13 protein-coding genes are annotated in these 14768 nt (G+C 63.4%); 2 read left to right on the top strand and 11 right to left on the bottom strand.

The annotated features are described in order from the left end of the window. Nucleotides 1–12 precede the first annotated feature (12 nt). Complete coding sequence (locus JQ553_RS00065; RefSeq protein ID WP_212497854.1) at nucleotides 13–687, top strand: response regulator transcription factor; 675 nt, start codon at nucleotides 13–15, stop codon at nucleotides 685–687. Nucleotides 688–881: 194 nt separating this feature from the next. On the opposite strand, the gene JQ553_RS00060 is transcribed toward JQ553_RS00065, so the two are convergent. The 7 genes from JQ553_RS00060 to JQ553_RS00030 all read right to left on the bottom strand — a co-directional run bounded on the left by JQ553_RS00060 (nucleotide 882) and on the right by JQ553_RS00030 (nucleotide 11753). Next, nucleotides 882–4385, bottom strand: coding sequence for a PAS domain-containing hybrid sensor histidine kinase/response regulator (locus JQ553_RS00060; RefSeq protein ID WP_212497853.1), 3504 nt, complete (start codon nucleotides 4383–4385; stop codon nucleotides 882–884). A gap of 111 nt (nucleotides 4386–4496) precedes the next feature. After that, on the bottom strand, nucleotides 4497–5726 hold the full coding sequence (hemA, locus tag JQ553_RS00055) for a 5-aminolevulinate synthase (RefSeq protein WP_212497852.1): 1230 nt from the start codon (nucleotides 5724–5726) through the stop codon (nucleotides 4497–4499). A gap of 179 nt (nucleotides 5727–5905) precedes the next feature. Then, entirely contained in the window at nucleotides 5906–6967 is a 1062-nt protein-coding gene (locus JQ553_RS00050; RefSeq protein WP_212497851.1) for an MBL fold metallo-hydrolase, read from the bottom strand. A gap of 79 nt (nucleotides 6968–7046) precedes the next feature. Beyond that, nucleotides 7047–8084: an acyltransferase gene (locus JQ553_RS00045; RefSeq protein ID WP_212497850.1), complete on the bottom strand. Its 1038-nt coding sequence runs from the start codon at nucleotides 8082–8084 to the stop codon at nucleotides 7047–7049. Between the two features lie 57 nt (nucleotides 8085–8141). Then, on the bottom strand, nucleotides 8142–10286 hold the full coding sequence (locus JQ553_RS00040; RefSeq protein WP_212497849.1) for a methyl-accepting chemotaxis protein: 2145 nt from the start codon (nucleotides 10284–10286) through the stop codon (nucleotides 8142–8144). Between the two features lie 215 nt (nucleotides 10287–10501). Continuing rightward, nucleotides 10502–11218 (bottom strand): outer membrane protein, encoded by a 717-nt coding sequence (locus JQ553_RS00035; protein WP_212497848.1) that lies wholly within the window; start codon nucleotides 11216–11218, stop codon nucleotides 10502–10504. A gap of 214 nt (nucleotides 11219–11432) precedes the next feature. Further along, the gene (locus JQ553_RS00030) at nucleotides 11433–11753 is read right to left on the bottom strand and encodes a DNA-binding transcriptional regulator (RefSeq protein WP_212497847.1); all 321 of its coding nucleotides are present in this window, start codon (nucleotides 11751–11753) and stop codon (nucleotides 11433–11435) included. Nucleotides 11754–11848: 95 nt separating this feature from the next. Here JQ553_RS00030 and JQ553_RS34805 point away from each other — a divergent pair, with 95 nt between their 5' ends. Beyond that, nucleotides 11849–11974: a hypothetical protein gene (locus tag JQ553_RS34805; protein ID WP_283817192.1), complete on the top strand. Its 126-nt coding sequence runs from the start codon at nucleotides 11849–11851 to the stop codon at nucleotides 11972–11974. Between the two features lie 233 nt (nucleotides 11975–12207). Here the strand turns inward: JQ553_RS34805 and JQ553_RS00020 are convergent, their stop codons facing one another. From JQ553_RS00020 to JQ553_RS00005, 4 genes are all read right to left on the bottom strand, one after another. Continuing rightward, nucleotides 12208–13242 carry a site-specific integrase gene (locus JQ553_RS00020; RefSeq protein WP_212497845.1) on the bottom strand — a complete coding sequence of 345 codons (1035 nt, stop codon included), beginning with the start codon at nucleotides 13240–13242 and terminating at the stop codon, nucleotides 12208–12210. A gap of 166 nt (nucleotides 13243–13408) precedes the next feature. Further along, nucleotides 13409–13573 (bottom strand): Arc family DNA-binding protein, encoded by a 165-nt coding sequence (locus tag JQ553_RS00015; RefSeq protein WP_212497844.1) that lies wholly within the window; start codon nucleotides 13571–13573, stop codon nucleotides 13409–13411. 285 nt (nucleotides 13574–13858) lie between these two features. Then, nucleotides 13859–14149, bottom strand: a complete 291-nt coding sequence (locus JQ553_RS00010) for a hypothetical protein (protein WP_212497843.1) — start codon at nucleotides 14147–14149, stop codon at nucleotides 13859–13861. 224 nt (nucleotides 14150–14373) lie between these two features. After that, the gene (locus JQ553_RS00005) at nucleotides 14374–14574 is read right to left on the bottom strand and encodes a hypothetical protein (RefSeq protein ID WP_212497842.1); all 201 of its coding nucleotides are present in this window, start codon (nucleotides 14572–14574) and stop codon (nucleotides 14374–14376) included. Nucleotides 14575–14768: the final 194 nt, after the last annotated feature.

Here is a 14768-nt window from a genome sequence, read left to right as displayed (position 1 = left end):
CGTGAGACTGAGATGACTGCTGCCGCCAATACCCATCTTGTCATCGCCGATGATCATCCGCTGTTCCGCGATGCGTTGCGCCAGGCTGTTTCCACTGTCGTGAGCTCGGCCACGATCAGCGAGGCCGGTTCGTTTGGGGACCTGACGGGTCTCCTGGAACGGGACCCCGAGGTCGACCTGATCCTGCTCGATCTGACGATGCCCGGAATCAGCGGCTTCTCCGGGCTGATCTATCTGCGCGCGCAATATCCGGCGATCCCGGTGGTGATTGTCTCCGCCACCGACGATGCCGGGACAATTCGTCGCTCGCTTGATTTCGGTGCCTCCGGGTTCATTCCGAAGCGGTTTGGCGTCGAGACGCTGCGCGACGCCATCTTGAAGGTGATGGAGGGCGACGTCTGGGTTCCGCCGGACACCGATCTCTCGGCCGCTGGCGACCCCGACATGACACGACTGCGCGATCGTCTGGTGACGCTGACGCCCCAGCAGGTGCGGGTGCTGATGATGTTGTCGGAGGGATTGCTCAACAAGCAGATTGCCTATGAGCTCGGCGTCTCCGAGGCGACCATCAAGGCCCATGTCTCGGCCATCCTGCAAAAACTCGGTGTCGAAAGTCGCACCCAGGCCGTGATTGCCGCCGCCAAGATCGCCGGTGGCCAGTGGCGCCAGGGCACGCCGACGGCTTGACGGCAGGTGGTAGGATGGGTGGAGCGCAGCGATACCCATCACCTTGCCATCCGGCTACGCGCGCATGACCGGCTGCCGCCGCAACTTCGTTGCTGGCGGGCCGTTTCTTCTTCACGGTCAATCTGGCGGATCGTCGGCAGCGGTTGTTGACTGAAAATGCGCTCCACCGGTCCTGCGGTCTCACAATGACGTAGCTACTCGGCCGCCACCATCTGCTGGGTGCGCCATTGCCCGAGCAGCGCGCGCAGCGAGGCCGGTTTGACCGGCTTGTTCAATACCGCGATGTTCTCCTCGCGCGCGGCGGCGCGGACCGGCGGGCTGCGGTCGGCGGTGATCAGGATGGCGGGGATGGTGTCGCCGAAGCGGCGGCGGATCTCGCGGATCGCGGCGACGCCGTTGCCGCGGTCGAGATGGTAGTCGACCAGAACCCCGGTGACGCGGCCGCCGCCGGACTCGATCGCAGCGATGGCCGCCTCGGGGTCGGTCACGGCGATGACCTCGGCGTCCCATGCGGTGAGCAAGGTCTTCATGCCGTCGAGGATCGCGAGATCGTTCTCGATGCAGACGATCAGCGCGCCGCTCATCGGCGTCTTCAAAAGCGGCGTAGCGCTGGTGACGGCTGCGGTATAGTTGATCGCGGCCGCGACCGGCACCGTCACCGAGAACACCGAGCCGCCCCCGTTATTGGCGTCGATCGCGATGCGGTGGTTGAGCACACGCGCCAGGCGGTCGACGATGGACAGTCCGAGCCCGAGGCCGCGCGCGATTCGCGCGCCCTGTTCGAGCCGATGGAACTCCTTGAAGATCTCGCCACGCTTCTGCACGGGGATGCCGACGCCGGTGTCGTAGACGGCGATCTGCAAACTTTGGCCACGGCGACGGCAGCCGACCAGGACGCGGCCGCGCGGGGTATATTTGATTGCGTTGGAGATGAAGTTCTGCAGCAGCCGGCGCAGCAGCGAGCGGTCGGATTCGACCGGCAGCGAGCACGGCACGAAGCGCAGGTTGAGGCCCTTGTCGCGGGCGATCGGCGCGAATTCGATCTCCAGCGAGCGCATCAAGTCGGCCATTTTGAAGCTCGTGATCGACGGCGTCATGACGCCCGCATCGAGCCGGGAGATGTCGAGCAGTGCGCCCAGGATGTCCTCGATCGCCTCCAGCGAGTCGTCGATGTTCTCGACCAGACGCGAATCCTCGCCGCCGTTCTGGCGCTCGACCAGACTCGTCACATAGAGGCGCGCCGCATTGAGCGGCTGCAGGATGTCGTGGCTCGCGGCCGCAAGGAAGCGCGTCTTTGACGCGTTGGCCTCTTCCGCCGTGCTTTTGGCGAGCGCGAGCTCCGTGTTGAGCAGCGTCAGTTCCTCGGTGCGGTCGCGCACGCGCTTCTCCAGGGTCGCATTAGCGCGCTCCAGCGCTTCGGCCGCCTCGAAGCTCGGCGTGACGTCAGAGAAGGTGATGACGAGGCCGCCGCCCGGCATGCGGTTGGAGCGCACCTCGATCACCACGTGCCGATCGGGGAAGAGCTCCAGATACGGCTCACCCTCGGTGGTGTAGGCGCGCAGGCGATGCTCCAGCAGGCTGTTGCCAACGCCGGGCGGGTTCACCGCGGCCATGAATTCGAGGATCTCGGGCAGGGGGATGCCGAGCTGCGCGAGATGGGGCGGCAGCGCCAACAACTCGCTGAACTGCCGGTTGGAGCAGATCAGCTGCAGATCGGCGTCGAATACGGCGATGCCCTGGCGCACATGGTTGAGCGCGGTTTGCAGGATCTCGCGGTTGAAGTGCAGCGCGGCGTGGGAATCGTCGAGCAGCTTCAGCGCGGCCTTGGCCGACACGGTGCGCCGGCGCAGCAGGAGCGACATCACGAGCCGCGACGACGCGGCGCCGATCGACGACGCGATCAGGCGCTCGGCATGCTGCAGCAGCTCGAAGTCCGCGGGCGCGGGCGGCTCGAGTGTGCTGTTGCGGTCGGCGGCGAAGGCCGAGAACGCCTCGCGGGCGCGCTCGGGGCCGAGATATTGCGCCACCGTGCTTTGGATGTCCTGCACCGTCACGGTGGTGCGCCAGCGCCTGAGGGTGGGTGCGATCGGCGCGAGCGCGTCGGGCACGAACACGTCGGCCTGCAACCGCTCGATCGACGAAGGCACATGCCCCAGCGAGAGGACGACATAGGTGAGGATATTGAGCGCGAGGCTCCACATTACGCCGTGCATAAGCGGCGGCAGGTCGGTGCCGAGTAGCGCCTGCGGCCGTAGCGCCTCGATGCCGAACGGTCCGTGTTGCAGCAGCATCAGACCTGCGGTGCTGGTTTCGAGGAAGCTCGGCACGAACAGGGTGTAGAGCCATACCGTGAAACCGACCAGCATGCCCGCCATCGCTCCACGCGCGGTGGCGCGGCGCCAGAACAGGCCGCCGAAGAACGCCGGCGCAAGCTGCGCGACGGCGGCAAAGGACAACAGGCCGATCGCGACGAGTTGGGTGTTGCCGAGCGCGCGATAGTAGAAATACGCCATCACCATGATGGCGAAGATCGAGAAGCGGCGCGTCTTCAGCAGGAAGTCGCCGAAATCCTTCTGGCCAACGCGGCCGTCGTCGCTGCGCGGCAGCACCAGCGGCAGCACGATGTCGTTGGAGACCATGATCGACAGCGCGACGCATTCGACGATCACCATCGCCGTTCCGGCCGACAGACCACCGATAAACACGGCAAGGCTGAGTAATTGCGAATTGCCTTCCATCGGCAGCGCCAGCACGAACATGTCGGCATCGACGGCGCCGAACGGGAAGGTGATCAGGCCCGCGATCGCGATCGGGATCACGAACAGGTTGATCGCGACGAGATAGAGCGGGAACAGCCAACGCGCCCGGCTGACATCGGCGCTGGTCGAGTTCTCCACCACGCTGACATGGAACTGGCGCGGCAGCAGCATGATCGCGCAGAACGACAGTAGCGTCATGATCAGGAAGTTGCCGATCGATGGCGCGTACTCGATCGCGCGCACCGCCTCCGGTGTCTTCAGGGCGCGCTCGTAGAGCTCGACAGGCGAGAACATCCAGAAGGTGACGAAGGCGCCGGCGGCGATGAAGGCGACCAGCTTGACGATGGATTCGGTCGCGATCGCGAGAATCAGTCCGTGCTGGTGTTCGGTCGCGTCAGCGTGGCGGGTGCCGAACAGCACGGCGAACACCGCCATCGCGAGCGTCACGATCAGCGCGATGTCGCCGATGATCGGAATCTTGGAAAAGGCCTGGTCCTCGCTCAGGATCGTCTCCAGCGAGGAGGCCATCGCCTTGAGCTGCAGCGCGATATAAGGCACCGAGCCGATGAGCGCGATGCTGGCGACGGTTGCCGCCACCGCCTGGCTCTTGCCGTAGCGTGCTGCGATGAAGTCGGCGACCGAGGTGATGTTCTGCGACTTGGCCAGTACGATCACGCGGCGGAGCAGCGGCGTGCAAAGTCCGATCATCAGGATCGGACCGACGTAGATTGCGAGGAAGTCGACGCTCGTGCGGGTCGCGAAGCCGACCGAGCCGAAGAAGGTCCATGAGGTGCAATAGATCGCGAGAGACAGCGGATAGATCCACTGGCTCGCGCGGCCTCGCCGGCCCGGCGACATCCGGTCGCCGCGGCTCGCCACGAAGAACAACAATCCGATATAGGCGAACGCCGCGGCGATAACGCCCCAGTCGTGGAGCATTGCTGCTTGTCTCCCTTCCGGCCTGGAGGGGCCGCGTAGGGAACTATAAACGTATTGGGTCGGCCGCGCACCGCGCGACCGGTCAATTTCAAGGATTAGGCCTGGACAGGGTTACTCCGCCGCCAGCGGCTTCTTGCTGAGTGGCAGGCCTAGCCGTTCCCAGACCTGCAGCAGCGCGTCCGCAAGCGCATCGATCAGGCCGTCATCGTGATAGGGCGAGGGCGTGATGCGCAGCCGCTCGGTGCCCTTGGCGACGGTCGGGTAGTTGATCGGCTGGATGTAGATGCCGTGATCCTCGAGCAGCATATCGGAGGCGCGCTTACATTTCTCGGGGTCGCCGACGAACAGCGGAACGATATGGGTGTCGCTCGACATCACCGGCAGGCCGGCAGCGGTCAGAATGGCCTTGGCGCGGGCGGCGCGATCCTGATGGCGCTCGCGTTCCCAATTCGAGGTCTTCAGATGCCGGATCGCGGCGGTCGCGGCCGAGCAGATCGCCGGCGGCAGTGCAGTCGTGAAGATGAACCCCGGCGCGTAGGAGCGCACGGCGTCGATGATCTCGGCCTTGCCGGCAATATAGCCGCCAAGGCAGCCGAACGCCTTGGCGAGCGTGCCTTCAAGGACGTCGATGCGATGCATCACGCCGTCACGCTCGGCGATGCCGCCGCCCCGCGGCCCGTACATGCCGACTGCATGGACCTCGTCGACATAGGTCATGGCGCCGTATTTCTCGGCGAGATCGCAGATTTTCGCCAGCGGCGCGACATCGCCGTCCATGGAATAAAGGCTTTCGCACACGATCAGCTTCGGCCGATCGGGACCTGCGGCGATCAGCAGCTCTTCGAGATGCGCGACGTCGTTGTGGCTGAAAATCTGCCGCTCGCAGCCGGCCTGGCGCACACCCTCGATCATCGAATTGTGGTTCAGCGCGTCCGACAGGATCAGGCAGTTCGGGATCAGCTTTGCGATTGTCGAAATGCCGGTCTGGTTGGACACATAGCCCGAGGTGAACAGCAGCGACGCTTCCTTGCCGTGGAGGTCGGCGAGTTCCGCTTCGAGCTGCACGAGGGGATGATGCGTGCCGGCGATGTTGCGGGTGCCGCCGGCGCCGGTACCGACACGGGTCGCGGTCTCGACCATGGCGCCGACCACCTTGGGGTGCTGGCCCATGCCGAGATAGTCGTTGGAGCACCAGATCACGACATTGCGCTGGCCTTTCGGCGAGTGCCAGGTCGCATGCGGGAAGCGCCCTGCGATCCGCTCGAGGTCGGCGAAAACGCGGTACCGCCGCTCATCGTGCAGGCGGGCGAGCGCAGTATTGAAGAACTTGCTGTAATCCATCGGCAAACCTGGCAACGGAACCTGACCCGGAATGACTGCCCCTTCTTAGAGCTTTTCCAGCTCTAATGTCTATGCGCGAACCCACATCAGGGCATGCGGGGGACGTGGGCAAATTGCCCTAGCGGAAGGCGGTCAGGACTTGATTTCCATCAAAGGGGAATGGTTCGCCCGCGGCTGCGTCAGGTCGTCCGGAAGCGCAGCATGCCGTCGGCTTCCTCGGCGGTCAGCCGTCCCTCGACCAGCATGTAATTGACGTGGGCGATCAGTTCGCCTGCGGCAAAGCCCATTTGATGGGGGTCGAGGGTATGTTTGTGGAACACGACCGGAACCAGTTCCTTTGAGGTCTGCGGCACCTCGCGGCAGGCCTCGGCGATCAGGCGGCAGCGTTCCTCATGATGGTCGGCGAGTTGCTTGATCCGGGTCTTGAGCCCGTAGAACGGCACGCCATGGCCGGGCAGCACCATCACGTCGTAGGGCAGCGTGGTCGTGAGGCTCGCGAGCGACGCCAGATATTCGCCGAGCGAGTTCTGCTCCGGCTCGACCGCCCAGACGCTGACATTCGGTGAAATCCTGCTCAGCACCTGGTCGGCGGACAGGAACAGCTTGTCCGAGGCGCAGTACAGCATCACCTGGTCGAGCGCATGGCCGCCGCCGGTGATCACCTTGAAGCGGCGCGCGCCGATCACGACTTCGTCACCATGGGTCAGGCGGTGATAGGACGGCGGCAGCACCGACACCCGCTTCAGATAGTCCTGGCCGCGGCCGAGCAGCTTTTCGGTCAGGTCCTCGTCCATGCCGTGGCGGCGGAAGAACAGCCGCTGCGCGTTGCGCCGCTCCTCGGTGCCGCGGTTCTGGTGGTAGACCGACTGCAGGTATTCAACCTGCGACATGAACAGCGGGCAGCCGAAGCGCTCGGTGATCCAACCGGCGAGGCCGACATGATCGGGATGCGAATGGGTCACGATCAGGCGCGTGACCTTCACATGCTTCAGCGGTCCCTCGAACAGCGTGGTCCAGGCCGCGATGGACTCCTCGTTGCCGAAGCCGGAATCGACCATCACCCAGCCGTCGCCGTCAGCGATCAGGTAGATGTTCACATGGTTGAGGCGGAACGGCAGCTTCAGCCGCACCCACAGCACCCCGGGCATCACCTCCACAACCTGGTCGTGGCCGGGATGGTTCTCCCAAGGGTATCGCAATGCCTCCGCCGAGGAGGGGACGCTGTCAGTCTTCGAATGCATGCTACCGGCTTAGCGGGCGGCGGGCCGGCGCGCCAGCCGAAAAATAAAAATAGGGGCCGGGTGCGGAGCGTGGGAAGGGTCAGGCTCTTAGAGGCGGTGCGACGGTCTCGGCCGGCAAATCCGCGGCCCGTTTCAGCAATCGGTTCCCAACCGAGATCATCGGCACTTCGACGAGCCGCCAGGTCGCATAGGAGACGACGCATGTCAGGGCGAGCAGCCCGTAGCGCGAGGGCTCGCACAACCACGCAGGCACCGAGTTGAACTGCGCGCAAAACCAGGGGAAGTAATACAGGATGAGGCCGTGAAGCAGATAGATTGAATAGGAACCGTCGCCGATCAGGACCAGCCAGCGCAGCGACCAGTGCTTCCATGGCAGTCTCAGATTGATCATCCCCAACAACACCAATGCAAGGCAGATGGTTGTCGCGAAAGTGAAGATGCGGGACGGATTGAACCACAGATAGCCAAGGGCAAGCACTCCGGCCGCCAGCGACAGGCCTGCTGTCCACGACCCGGGACGGAAATGGCGGCTGACCAGAAACACCAGCACACCGCCGAGAAAGTCGGCTTGCCTGATCGATATCAGATGAAAGGACCAGGGATCCTGGTAGACAAATCCGGCAAAGGCGAGTCCGGCAAGGACGATCGCGAGCCCCCTGATGCCGACAAACGGAACGAGCAGTGCGGCCAGGGCGTAGAATACGACCTCGCGTTCCAGCGTCCAGCTGACCTGATAGGCCGTTGGTCCATGCTGTGGCAGCAGCGTCATCGAGTAGAGGAAGTGTCCGAGCCCGATCTGATCGGGAAACTTGCCGGACAGGATCGCGGCCGCGACGATCGCCATCGTCACCCAGTACATGGGGTAAAGCCGAAAGGCTCGCTTGATCGCGAAAGCCAGGGGGGAAAAATCCGGCTTTGAGGCGACGAGGCAGATCACGTAACCACTGATCGCGAAGAAGAGATCGACTCCCAGGAAGCCCCAGGCCTTCAAGAATGCGATCGGGTGCTGGGCATCTTCCGGGAAGGCGCGTAGCGCGACATAGGAGTGGAAATAGGCGACGCTGAGCGCCGCGATCGCGCGCGCCGCCTGCAGCCCTTCCAGCTTTCCACTTCCCAACCCAGCCTTCATTCCGGACGGCTTTTTACCGGCCGACCGAATGCGAGGTCAAGTCGCTCAGGCCGCCCTGATACTCGACAGGAAACTGTCGATTTCCGAGTCCAGCAGGTCGGCCTCGCGGCGCAGCGCGTCGGAGGCGCTCAGCACCTCGCCCGCCGCGGTGCCGGCTTCCGCCGAGGCATGACTGACTCCGACGATGTTGCTCGACACCTCGCTGGTGCCGCCTGCGGCGTGCTGGATGTTGCGGGCGATCTCGCGCGTCGCAGCGCCCTGTTGCTCGACCGCCGCCGCAATCGCGGTGGTGACGTCGTTGATCTCGCCGATCGTGCTCGAGATGTTGCGGATGGCGGAGACAGCCGACGTCGTCACCTCCTGCATGCTGACGATCTGCTGACGGATCTCTTCCGTTGCCTTGGCGGTTTGGCTCGCAAGGTTCTTCACTTCGGAGGCGACCACCGCGAAGCCGCGGCCAGCTTCGCCCGCGCGCGCCGCCTCGATGGTGGCGTTGAGCGCGAGCAGGTTGGTCTGCGAGGCGATGGTCTGGATCAGGTCGACCACGACACTGATGCGCGCGGCATTGTCGGCAAGGCCCTGCATGGTGGTGTCGGTAGCGCTCGCCTCCGCCACCGCCTTTCGAGCGATCTCCGCCGAGGTGACCACCTGGCGGCCGATTTCCTGGATGGACGACGACAGTTCCTCGGTGCCCGACGACACCGTCTGCACATTGACCGAGGTTTCCTCGGCCGCCGAGGCCACCGCGCTGACCAGCGCGCTCGACTGGTCGGCAGTCGCCGACATGCTCTGCGCGGTGGTCTGCATCGAGTTCGCCGCCGTCTGCAGGCTGCCGAGAGCGGCGCGCACCGTGGATTCGAATGCCACGATCTGCGCCTCCATGCGCGAGGCGCGTTCGGCCTTGGCGATGCGATCCGTGTTCTGGCTTGCCGAGAGCTCGCGGCCCTCGATCATGCTCTCGCGGAAGATCTGCAGCGAATCGGCCATCGAGGTGATCTCGTCGCGCTGGCGGCTCTGCGGGATCTCGGTTTCGAGATCGCCATCGGAGAGCAGCTGCATCGAGCGCTGCAAGCCGCGGATGCGGCGCAGGATATTTCGGCCGACATAGAGCCAGACGAACAGAAACGATCCGACCAGCGTCAGCGCGCCGAGCCCGATCATCACCATGGTCGCGAACGAGATCTGCTGCCGTGCCTGGAAGGTCGAGGCATCTGTCTCCTTCTGGACCCCGTCGACGAGCTGCTGCACGCTGATGCCGAGGCCGACATTGAGCTTGCGCGTTTCGTCCAGGATGGTCTGGCCGTAGTCGATGGAATCGAGCTCCTTCTCGCGCACCTTGAACACGCCGCTCTTGCCTTCCCCGAGCGCGAGCAGCTTCTGCGCGCTGTCCCTGACCGCGGCGGTGGACGTCGTCTTGGGCAGGTCATCCAGATTCGACTTGATGCGTTCGCGGCCCGCCTTGAACTCCTTCTCGATCGCTTCGAGCGCGTCGCTGGAGTTCGCCGAAAGCGCCGCAGTCATGTCAGCCGCCACCAGGTTGCCGATGGCGAGCACGTTGCCGATCTGGTCGACCGTGCGCGCGGCTTCGGCCGCGTCATCCGCCGACACATCGGCCGCCCCCAGGATCGCGCTGAGCCGTGTCTGCGCATCGAGCATCGCCGGGCTCGCGGCGGACACGAACGCCGCCTGCACCTTGCGCAGCGTGGTGTATTGCTTGTCGTGAAGGGCTGCGATCTCCAGCCGCTCGCGCGCCGCCGAGATCAGGCTCTTGGTCGCTTCCTCGGTGTTCTTGACGTTCTCCCGAAGCGCGCTGAGGACGGATTTGTCGGCGCCGAGCTCGATGATCTCGCCGAGCTTGTCCGTGATGAGCTGCTGGACTTCCTTTACCTTCCTGGTGCGCTCGTTCAACGCCTCTTCGCTCTGCGCGGCCAACAGGCCCGGTCCCTGCGCTGCGAGCGCGGCGCTCTGCGCAGAGAGTTGCAGGCTCGCGGCAAGCCGCGGGATGTCGCGGCCGCTCAGATCGATCATGGTGCCGCCGAGCTCGCGCAGCACCATGCCGGCGCCCGCGCTGATGACGAGCGCCATGGTCGCGATCATGGCAAAGGCCGCAAGCAGGCTGCCCCTGATGCCCATCTGCGGAAAGTGGACATGCTTGAGATTGAATTTGCCGCGCTTGAACCGAAACGTCATTACCCCCCGCCCCGTCACTGCCCCTGGGTGATCCCCTCGGGCTGCAGTATCGGGGTGCCCGGTTAACAAAATCGCGAAAATTGTGGCGATCTGCTCGGTTTTTGAGCGATCTCGACGACCGTGACGTTTTCTTCCGCAAAATGGCCGGCGCGTTGGATGCAAAAAGGCCGGCACGAGGCCGGCCTTTTTCATGTCCGGTTGTTGCGACCGAGCCCTCAGTAGCGGCCGAGGCCCCCGAAGTTGAAGCGGTAGTTAATGCCGGCCTTCACGGTGTGCTCGTCATTATGGAAGCTGCCGAAGGGGACAATGGCGGCAGGGGCGACGAAGCGGCTGTCGCCGAAATCGTAGAATTGATACTCGGCCTTGGCCGACCAGTTGGGCGCGAACATGTATTCGACGCCGGCGCCGACGGTGTAGCCGTTGGTGTGGTCGTCGCTGAGCGCAAACGCGATCGGCGTGCCGCCAAGCGTCACCGTCTCACGGTTGTCCGAATAGGCATAGCCGCCCTTCACATAGATGAGGCCCGGACCCCAGGTGTAGCCGAAGCGGCCTGTGATCGAGGCAATGGCGCGCTGGTCGTTGTTGTACGCGAGGCCGCCGGGGAAGAACGCGTTGAGCTGGTGGCCGCTCAGCCAGGAATACTGGCCTTCGATACCGATCACCCAGTTCGGCGCGGTCTGCCAATCAAAGCCGGCCTGAATGCCGCCCATGAAACGGGCGCTGGAATCGCTGAGCGGGACGCCGTTGAAGGTGTTGTCGCTGGCGAACACACCGCCGAGATGGCCACCCAGATAAAAGCCAGTCCAATCGTAGGCCTGCGCAGTGTAGGCGGGCGGGTTGTAGTAGGAGCGGAGATCGGCGGCTTGGGCGGTTGCACCCAGGGCAGCGACGGCGGCTCCGACGGCGGTGGTTGCGAGCAGATAATTCTTCATTGGATCGGTCTCCCGGAAATTTGCGTGGAGACGCCGTGTGGCGGCGCCATCACATCCATGGCGCGCAGCTAAAAGGCCTTTGAATAAAAAGCCGTCACTCCGGGGACGCTAACGCCCGATAAACCAAGCTCGCGGCGGCTAAACGTTTTCTTGTGCCTAACGAAGGCTTAATCCGGCAGGCGCAGGCGAGCTTCGTTAACCAGGCAGGCTTTGCTTAACCAAGCCGGCGGCGCACGTCGTCGCGCATCTGTTCGCGGAAGGCCTGCCGGCGGGCGGGCCGGTCTTTCACGGCGACGTCGTGGCGGTCGAACACGTTGAACATCTCGAGGATGGGATAGCGGTCGCTCGCCATTGCCAGGATGCGGAACAGCTCGCGCGCGGGATGGCTCGGACCGCTGACCTCCCACCTGCGAATCGTGTCGGCGCCATCGGCCGCCGGTAGCCCGCAGAGCTTCGCCATGTCGGCCGCAGTCAGCGGACGGCCGATCGCCTCGCCGAGGTCCTCGCGCAATTTCTTCAGTTCGGGGCCGGTCACTCTTGATTCCGCTCCGCGGTTATTAAAGTGTGAACCACGTCACACGACGCGCTCCAGGCCCGGGCTATACCACGCCTGTGATCAAGGAGGCGATCATGCGCGATATCATTGAAAGCCTGAGCCCTCAGGACGGACACATCGACTGGAAATGGGTCGGCAGTGTGTTCGCATTTTACGTCGTGGTGATGATTGGCGGCGTTGGCGTGGTCGTCACGCATTGATTCTCAATTGCGAGGGGATGGACGATGACATCATCCGCGTTTCAGGCTGAGGCCGACCCGGATGATCCGTGCATGGCCTTGACGAACTCCTCAACTCGTCGCTGCGGCGCTGACTGCGGGAGTGGCTGTGAGGAGTGGCAGTTCTCTGCACTTGCTGGTGCTGCCGGACAGGATTGAACTGTCGACCTCTCCATTACCAATGGAGGTTTGCCCGTCGTAATTCCTTCGTATATTCATTGGTTTGTACCGTCCTTCAGTTTCATTTCCCCAAGGTTTCCCCCAGGGAGCCGGTCTATGGTGTGCGCGAGTTCGCCAACGTTGACGTGCGCATACCGCATCACCATGCGCTCCGATTTCCAGCCGCCGAGCCTCATCAGGGCGCCGAGATCACGGTTCTCCTGGTAGTGCCAAGTTGCCCAGGTATGGCGGCAGTCGTGCGGGTGAAAGTTGTCGATACCAGCGCGGCGGCAGGCGGCCTTGAACGCGGTCTTGATGCGAGTGCCGGCCGAGGTGTCGCTGGCGTTCCGAGGGCGGTTGTAGGGCTTACCGTCGGGCCTCCGGAATACCTCGCCGGTCTTTGTCTTCAAGTTCGCCATCTCAGCGACGACGCGCTGATGCAGCGGCACGCCACGGGCTTCCCCGTTCTTGGTCTTGGGGAACTGCACATGCGCGCGGCTCAGGTCGACGTCACGCCAATCGAGCCAAAGGGCCTCGCCGGCGCGCGCTCCGGTGTAGAGCATGAAGACGACCAATGGCCGCAAATGATCGCTGCAGGCCGCTATCAAGCTGTCGGCTTCCTCGATCGTGAGCCACCGTATTCGTCCGGGCGGGGTGGTCGGTCTCTCGATGATGGGCAGAGGGCACCATCCACGCCTTGCCGCATGATGCAAGATCGCTGAAGCGATGGCATAGAACTGCCGATTGCGTGTCGACGGTGAAGCGTCCGGGTAAACCTTCTTTGCCCCCAGGTCGAGCGCGTCCTGGTCGATCTTGGCGAGGGGCATAGTGCCGAAGTGTCGGATCACCGCGGCCGTGAACCTCGTTGATCCACCGTGTTCAAGATAGCTCAAGGCCGCGCTCGCGAACGTTTCGGTAGCGCGACGACCGTGGATTGACTGCTCGAGGAGTTCGGCCTCGCGCTTGATGAGGATCTCCTCGGCGGCTCGCTTGTCGCTAGTGCCAGTGCTTTCCTCAACGCGGATTCCGCGGAGGGTGCCGCGGATGACCCAGTTGGGCGTCTTTGGTCTGCGGGTGAGCCGGAGAGGCATGGGAGAACCTCATATAGTTGGTTGACGGCGTCGACGCTGAAGATCACTGATCGGCCCATTCTTTTGCCGATACCGTTCTTGCGCGCGGTCTGCAAAATGACCTGCTCACTTACCGGAAAAACAGATCCGGCAAGATCGCGCGCCATTTTGTACGTGGGCCAACTCATCAGCCGGCCGCCTTCGCCTGCTGCAGCATGTCCATGCGGGCGCGAATGCAGCGAATGATCTCGCTGTTCTGGCTTGAGGCGTTGCGCGACGCCTCTTGCGCGAGCCATGCCTTGATCTCGTCTGGCAAACGGACCAGGCACTTTTTCACCATCTTCCTACTCATCAACCAAACTCCTAATCAACAAAACTACGAGGGCGATCCGGATTCGGCGCCGTTTTGCAAGTATAGCATTTGGCGCTACGGCAGTTAATTGTTTGCCGCCAGTTCCCCACGTTTGCCGCCCGAGAGATACGCATCACACACGGACGTGAGTGTTGTCTGGTGTCTGCCAAATGCAGGAAGCCCGCCGGTGCGCGAACCGACGGGCCGTTGCTTCGGGTCTTTTACGACCGCGGGATTCTTCGGAGCGCCTCGAAGAAGCCCAGGCCGATCCACGATAACAGGATGCTACAGGCGATCGTTGTCACGGCTGCCGCCCTCCGTTGAGCTGCGCCCCTTCACGCGGCGGCGGCCAGGGCGAGGCACGGCGACTTGCCCTTCTGCACCATGTATTGCCCGAATGACGGTGCGCGCGAGCAGCCACCAGAAGTCATGCCTTTTGCCCTCGTCGTTCTCCACGCGGTCCGACCAAGCCACGCCTTTGACGTTCTCACGTTCAATCGCGTACGTCAGCAAGGCGGCCGCGCCGTGCAAAGACAGGCTAGGCGGCGACGCGATCGACGAGATGAGCGAGGCCAAGGCCAGCCCAGAGGATCAAGGCAGCCGTAAGCGGCGGCTCATTAAAGGACCGGAAGAATTTCGAACCGTCCGACGCGATCGGCCAGACCGTGATTGATGAGCGGCAACGCTTGAAGCACGGTCGCCGGTTGCTAACCGGTCGATTTGCAAAGGGATGCTGAAGAGAGGTTACTGGCGGCCGGTCACGGTGGCGGCCGGGGGTCAAAAGTTGCAGGAGCGGGCGACTATCCGCGCAGTTTTTGATAACCCGCAAGGTATTCATCGGCCGTCATCATCAGCTTGGCATAGGTCACGGCATCATGCTGATTGACGAAGTTGACACTGATGTCTGGCCGCAACGAGAACAATTGCTCCTCTAGTTGCCAGACCTCCCAACCGTTCACCGTATCGAGCTGCTTGGGATACACCTCCTTGCGTTTCCTCATCGCACTCTCCTACGGCAATCATCAACTGGTTTCAGATCAAGACCCGATCGGCGCTGCAAACCATGCTGAGACCGGCGGCCACTGAAAGCAACCGCGATGAGCTTGTGAAATCTGCGTTGTCGAGAAGTAATGACCGATGTGGGGGCCGGCGCGAGTCACATTCAACTTAGTCAATTTGGCTGCTTACTCAAAGT

Source organism: Bradyrhizobium lablabi, assembly GCF_018131005.1.
Taxonomy (GTDB): Bacteria; Pseudomonadota; Alphaproteobacteria; order Rhizobiales; family Xanthobacteraceae; genus Bradyrhizobium; species Bradyrhizobium lablabi_D.
The sequence above is the reverse complement of the archived record's forward strand: the minus strand, read 5'-3'. Positions and strand labels throughout refer to the sequence as shown.

What these genes read in the sequence shown, in the direction of transcription:
- JQ553_RS00060 (WP_212497853.1), bottom strand. Translation starts at nt 4,385, where the DNA reads ATGCTCCACGACTGGGGCGTTATCGCCGCGGCGTTCGCCTATATCGGA.
- JQ553_RS00040 (WP_212497849.1), bottom strand. Translation starts at nt 10,286, where the DNA reads ATGACGTTTCGGTTCAAGCGCGGCAAATTCAATCTCAAGCATGTCCAC.
- JQ553_RS00015 (WP_212497844.1), bottom strand. Translation starts at nt 13,573, where the DNA reads ATGAGTAGGAAGATGGTGAAAAAGTGCCTGGTCCGTTTGCCAGACGAG.
- JQ553_RS34805 (WP_283817192.1), top strand. Translation starts at nt 11,849, where the DNA reads ATGCGCGATATCATTGAAAGCCTGAGCCCTCAGGACGGACACATCGAC.
- hemA (WP_212497852.1), bottom strand. Translation starts at nt 5,726, where the DNA reads ATGGATTACAGCAAGTTCTTCAATACTGCGCTCGCCCGCCTGCACGAT.
- JQ553_RS00005 (WP_212497842.1), bottom strand. Translation starts at nt 14,574, where the DNA reads ATGAGGAAACGCAAGGAGGTGTATCCCAAGCAGCTCGATACGGTGAAC.
- JQ553_RS00050 (WP_212497851.1), bottom strand. Translation starts at nt 6,967, where the DNA reads ATGCATTCGAAGACTGACAGCGTCCCCTCCTCGGCGGAGGCATTGCGA.
- JQ553_RS00065 (WP_212497854.1), top strand. Translation starts at nt 13, where the DNA reads ATGACTGCTGCCGCCAATACCCATCTTGTCATCGCCGATGATCATCCG.
- JQ553_RS00020 (WP_212497845.1), bottom strand. Translation starts at nt 13,242, where the DNA reads ATGCCTCTCCGGCTCACCCGCAGACCAAAGACGCCCAACTGGGTCATC.
- JQ553_RS00035 (WP_212497848.1), bottom strand. Translation starts at nt 11,218, where the DNA reads ATGAAGAATTATCTGCTCGCAACCACCGCCGTCGGAGCCGCCGTCGCT.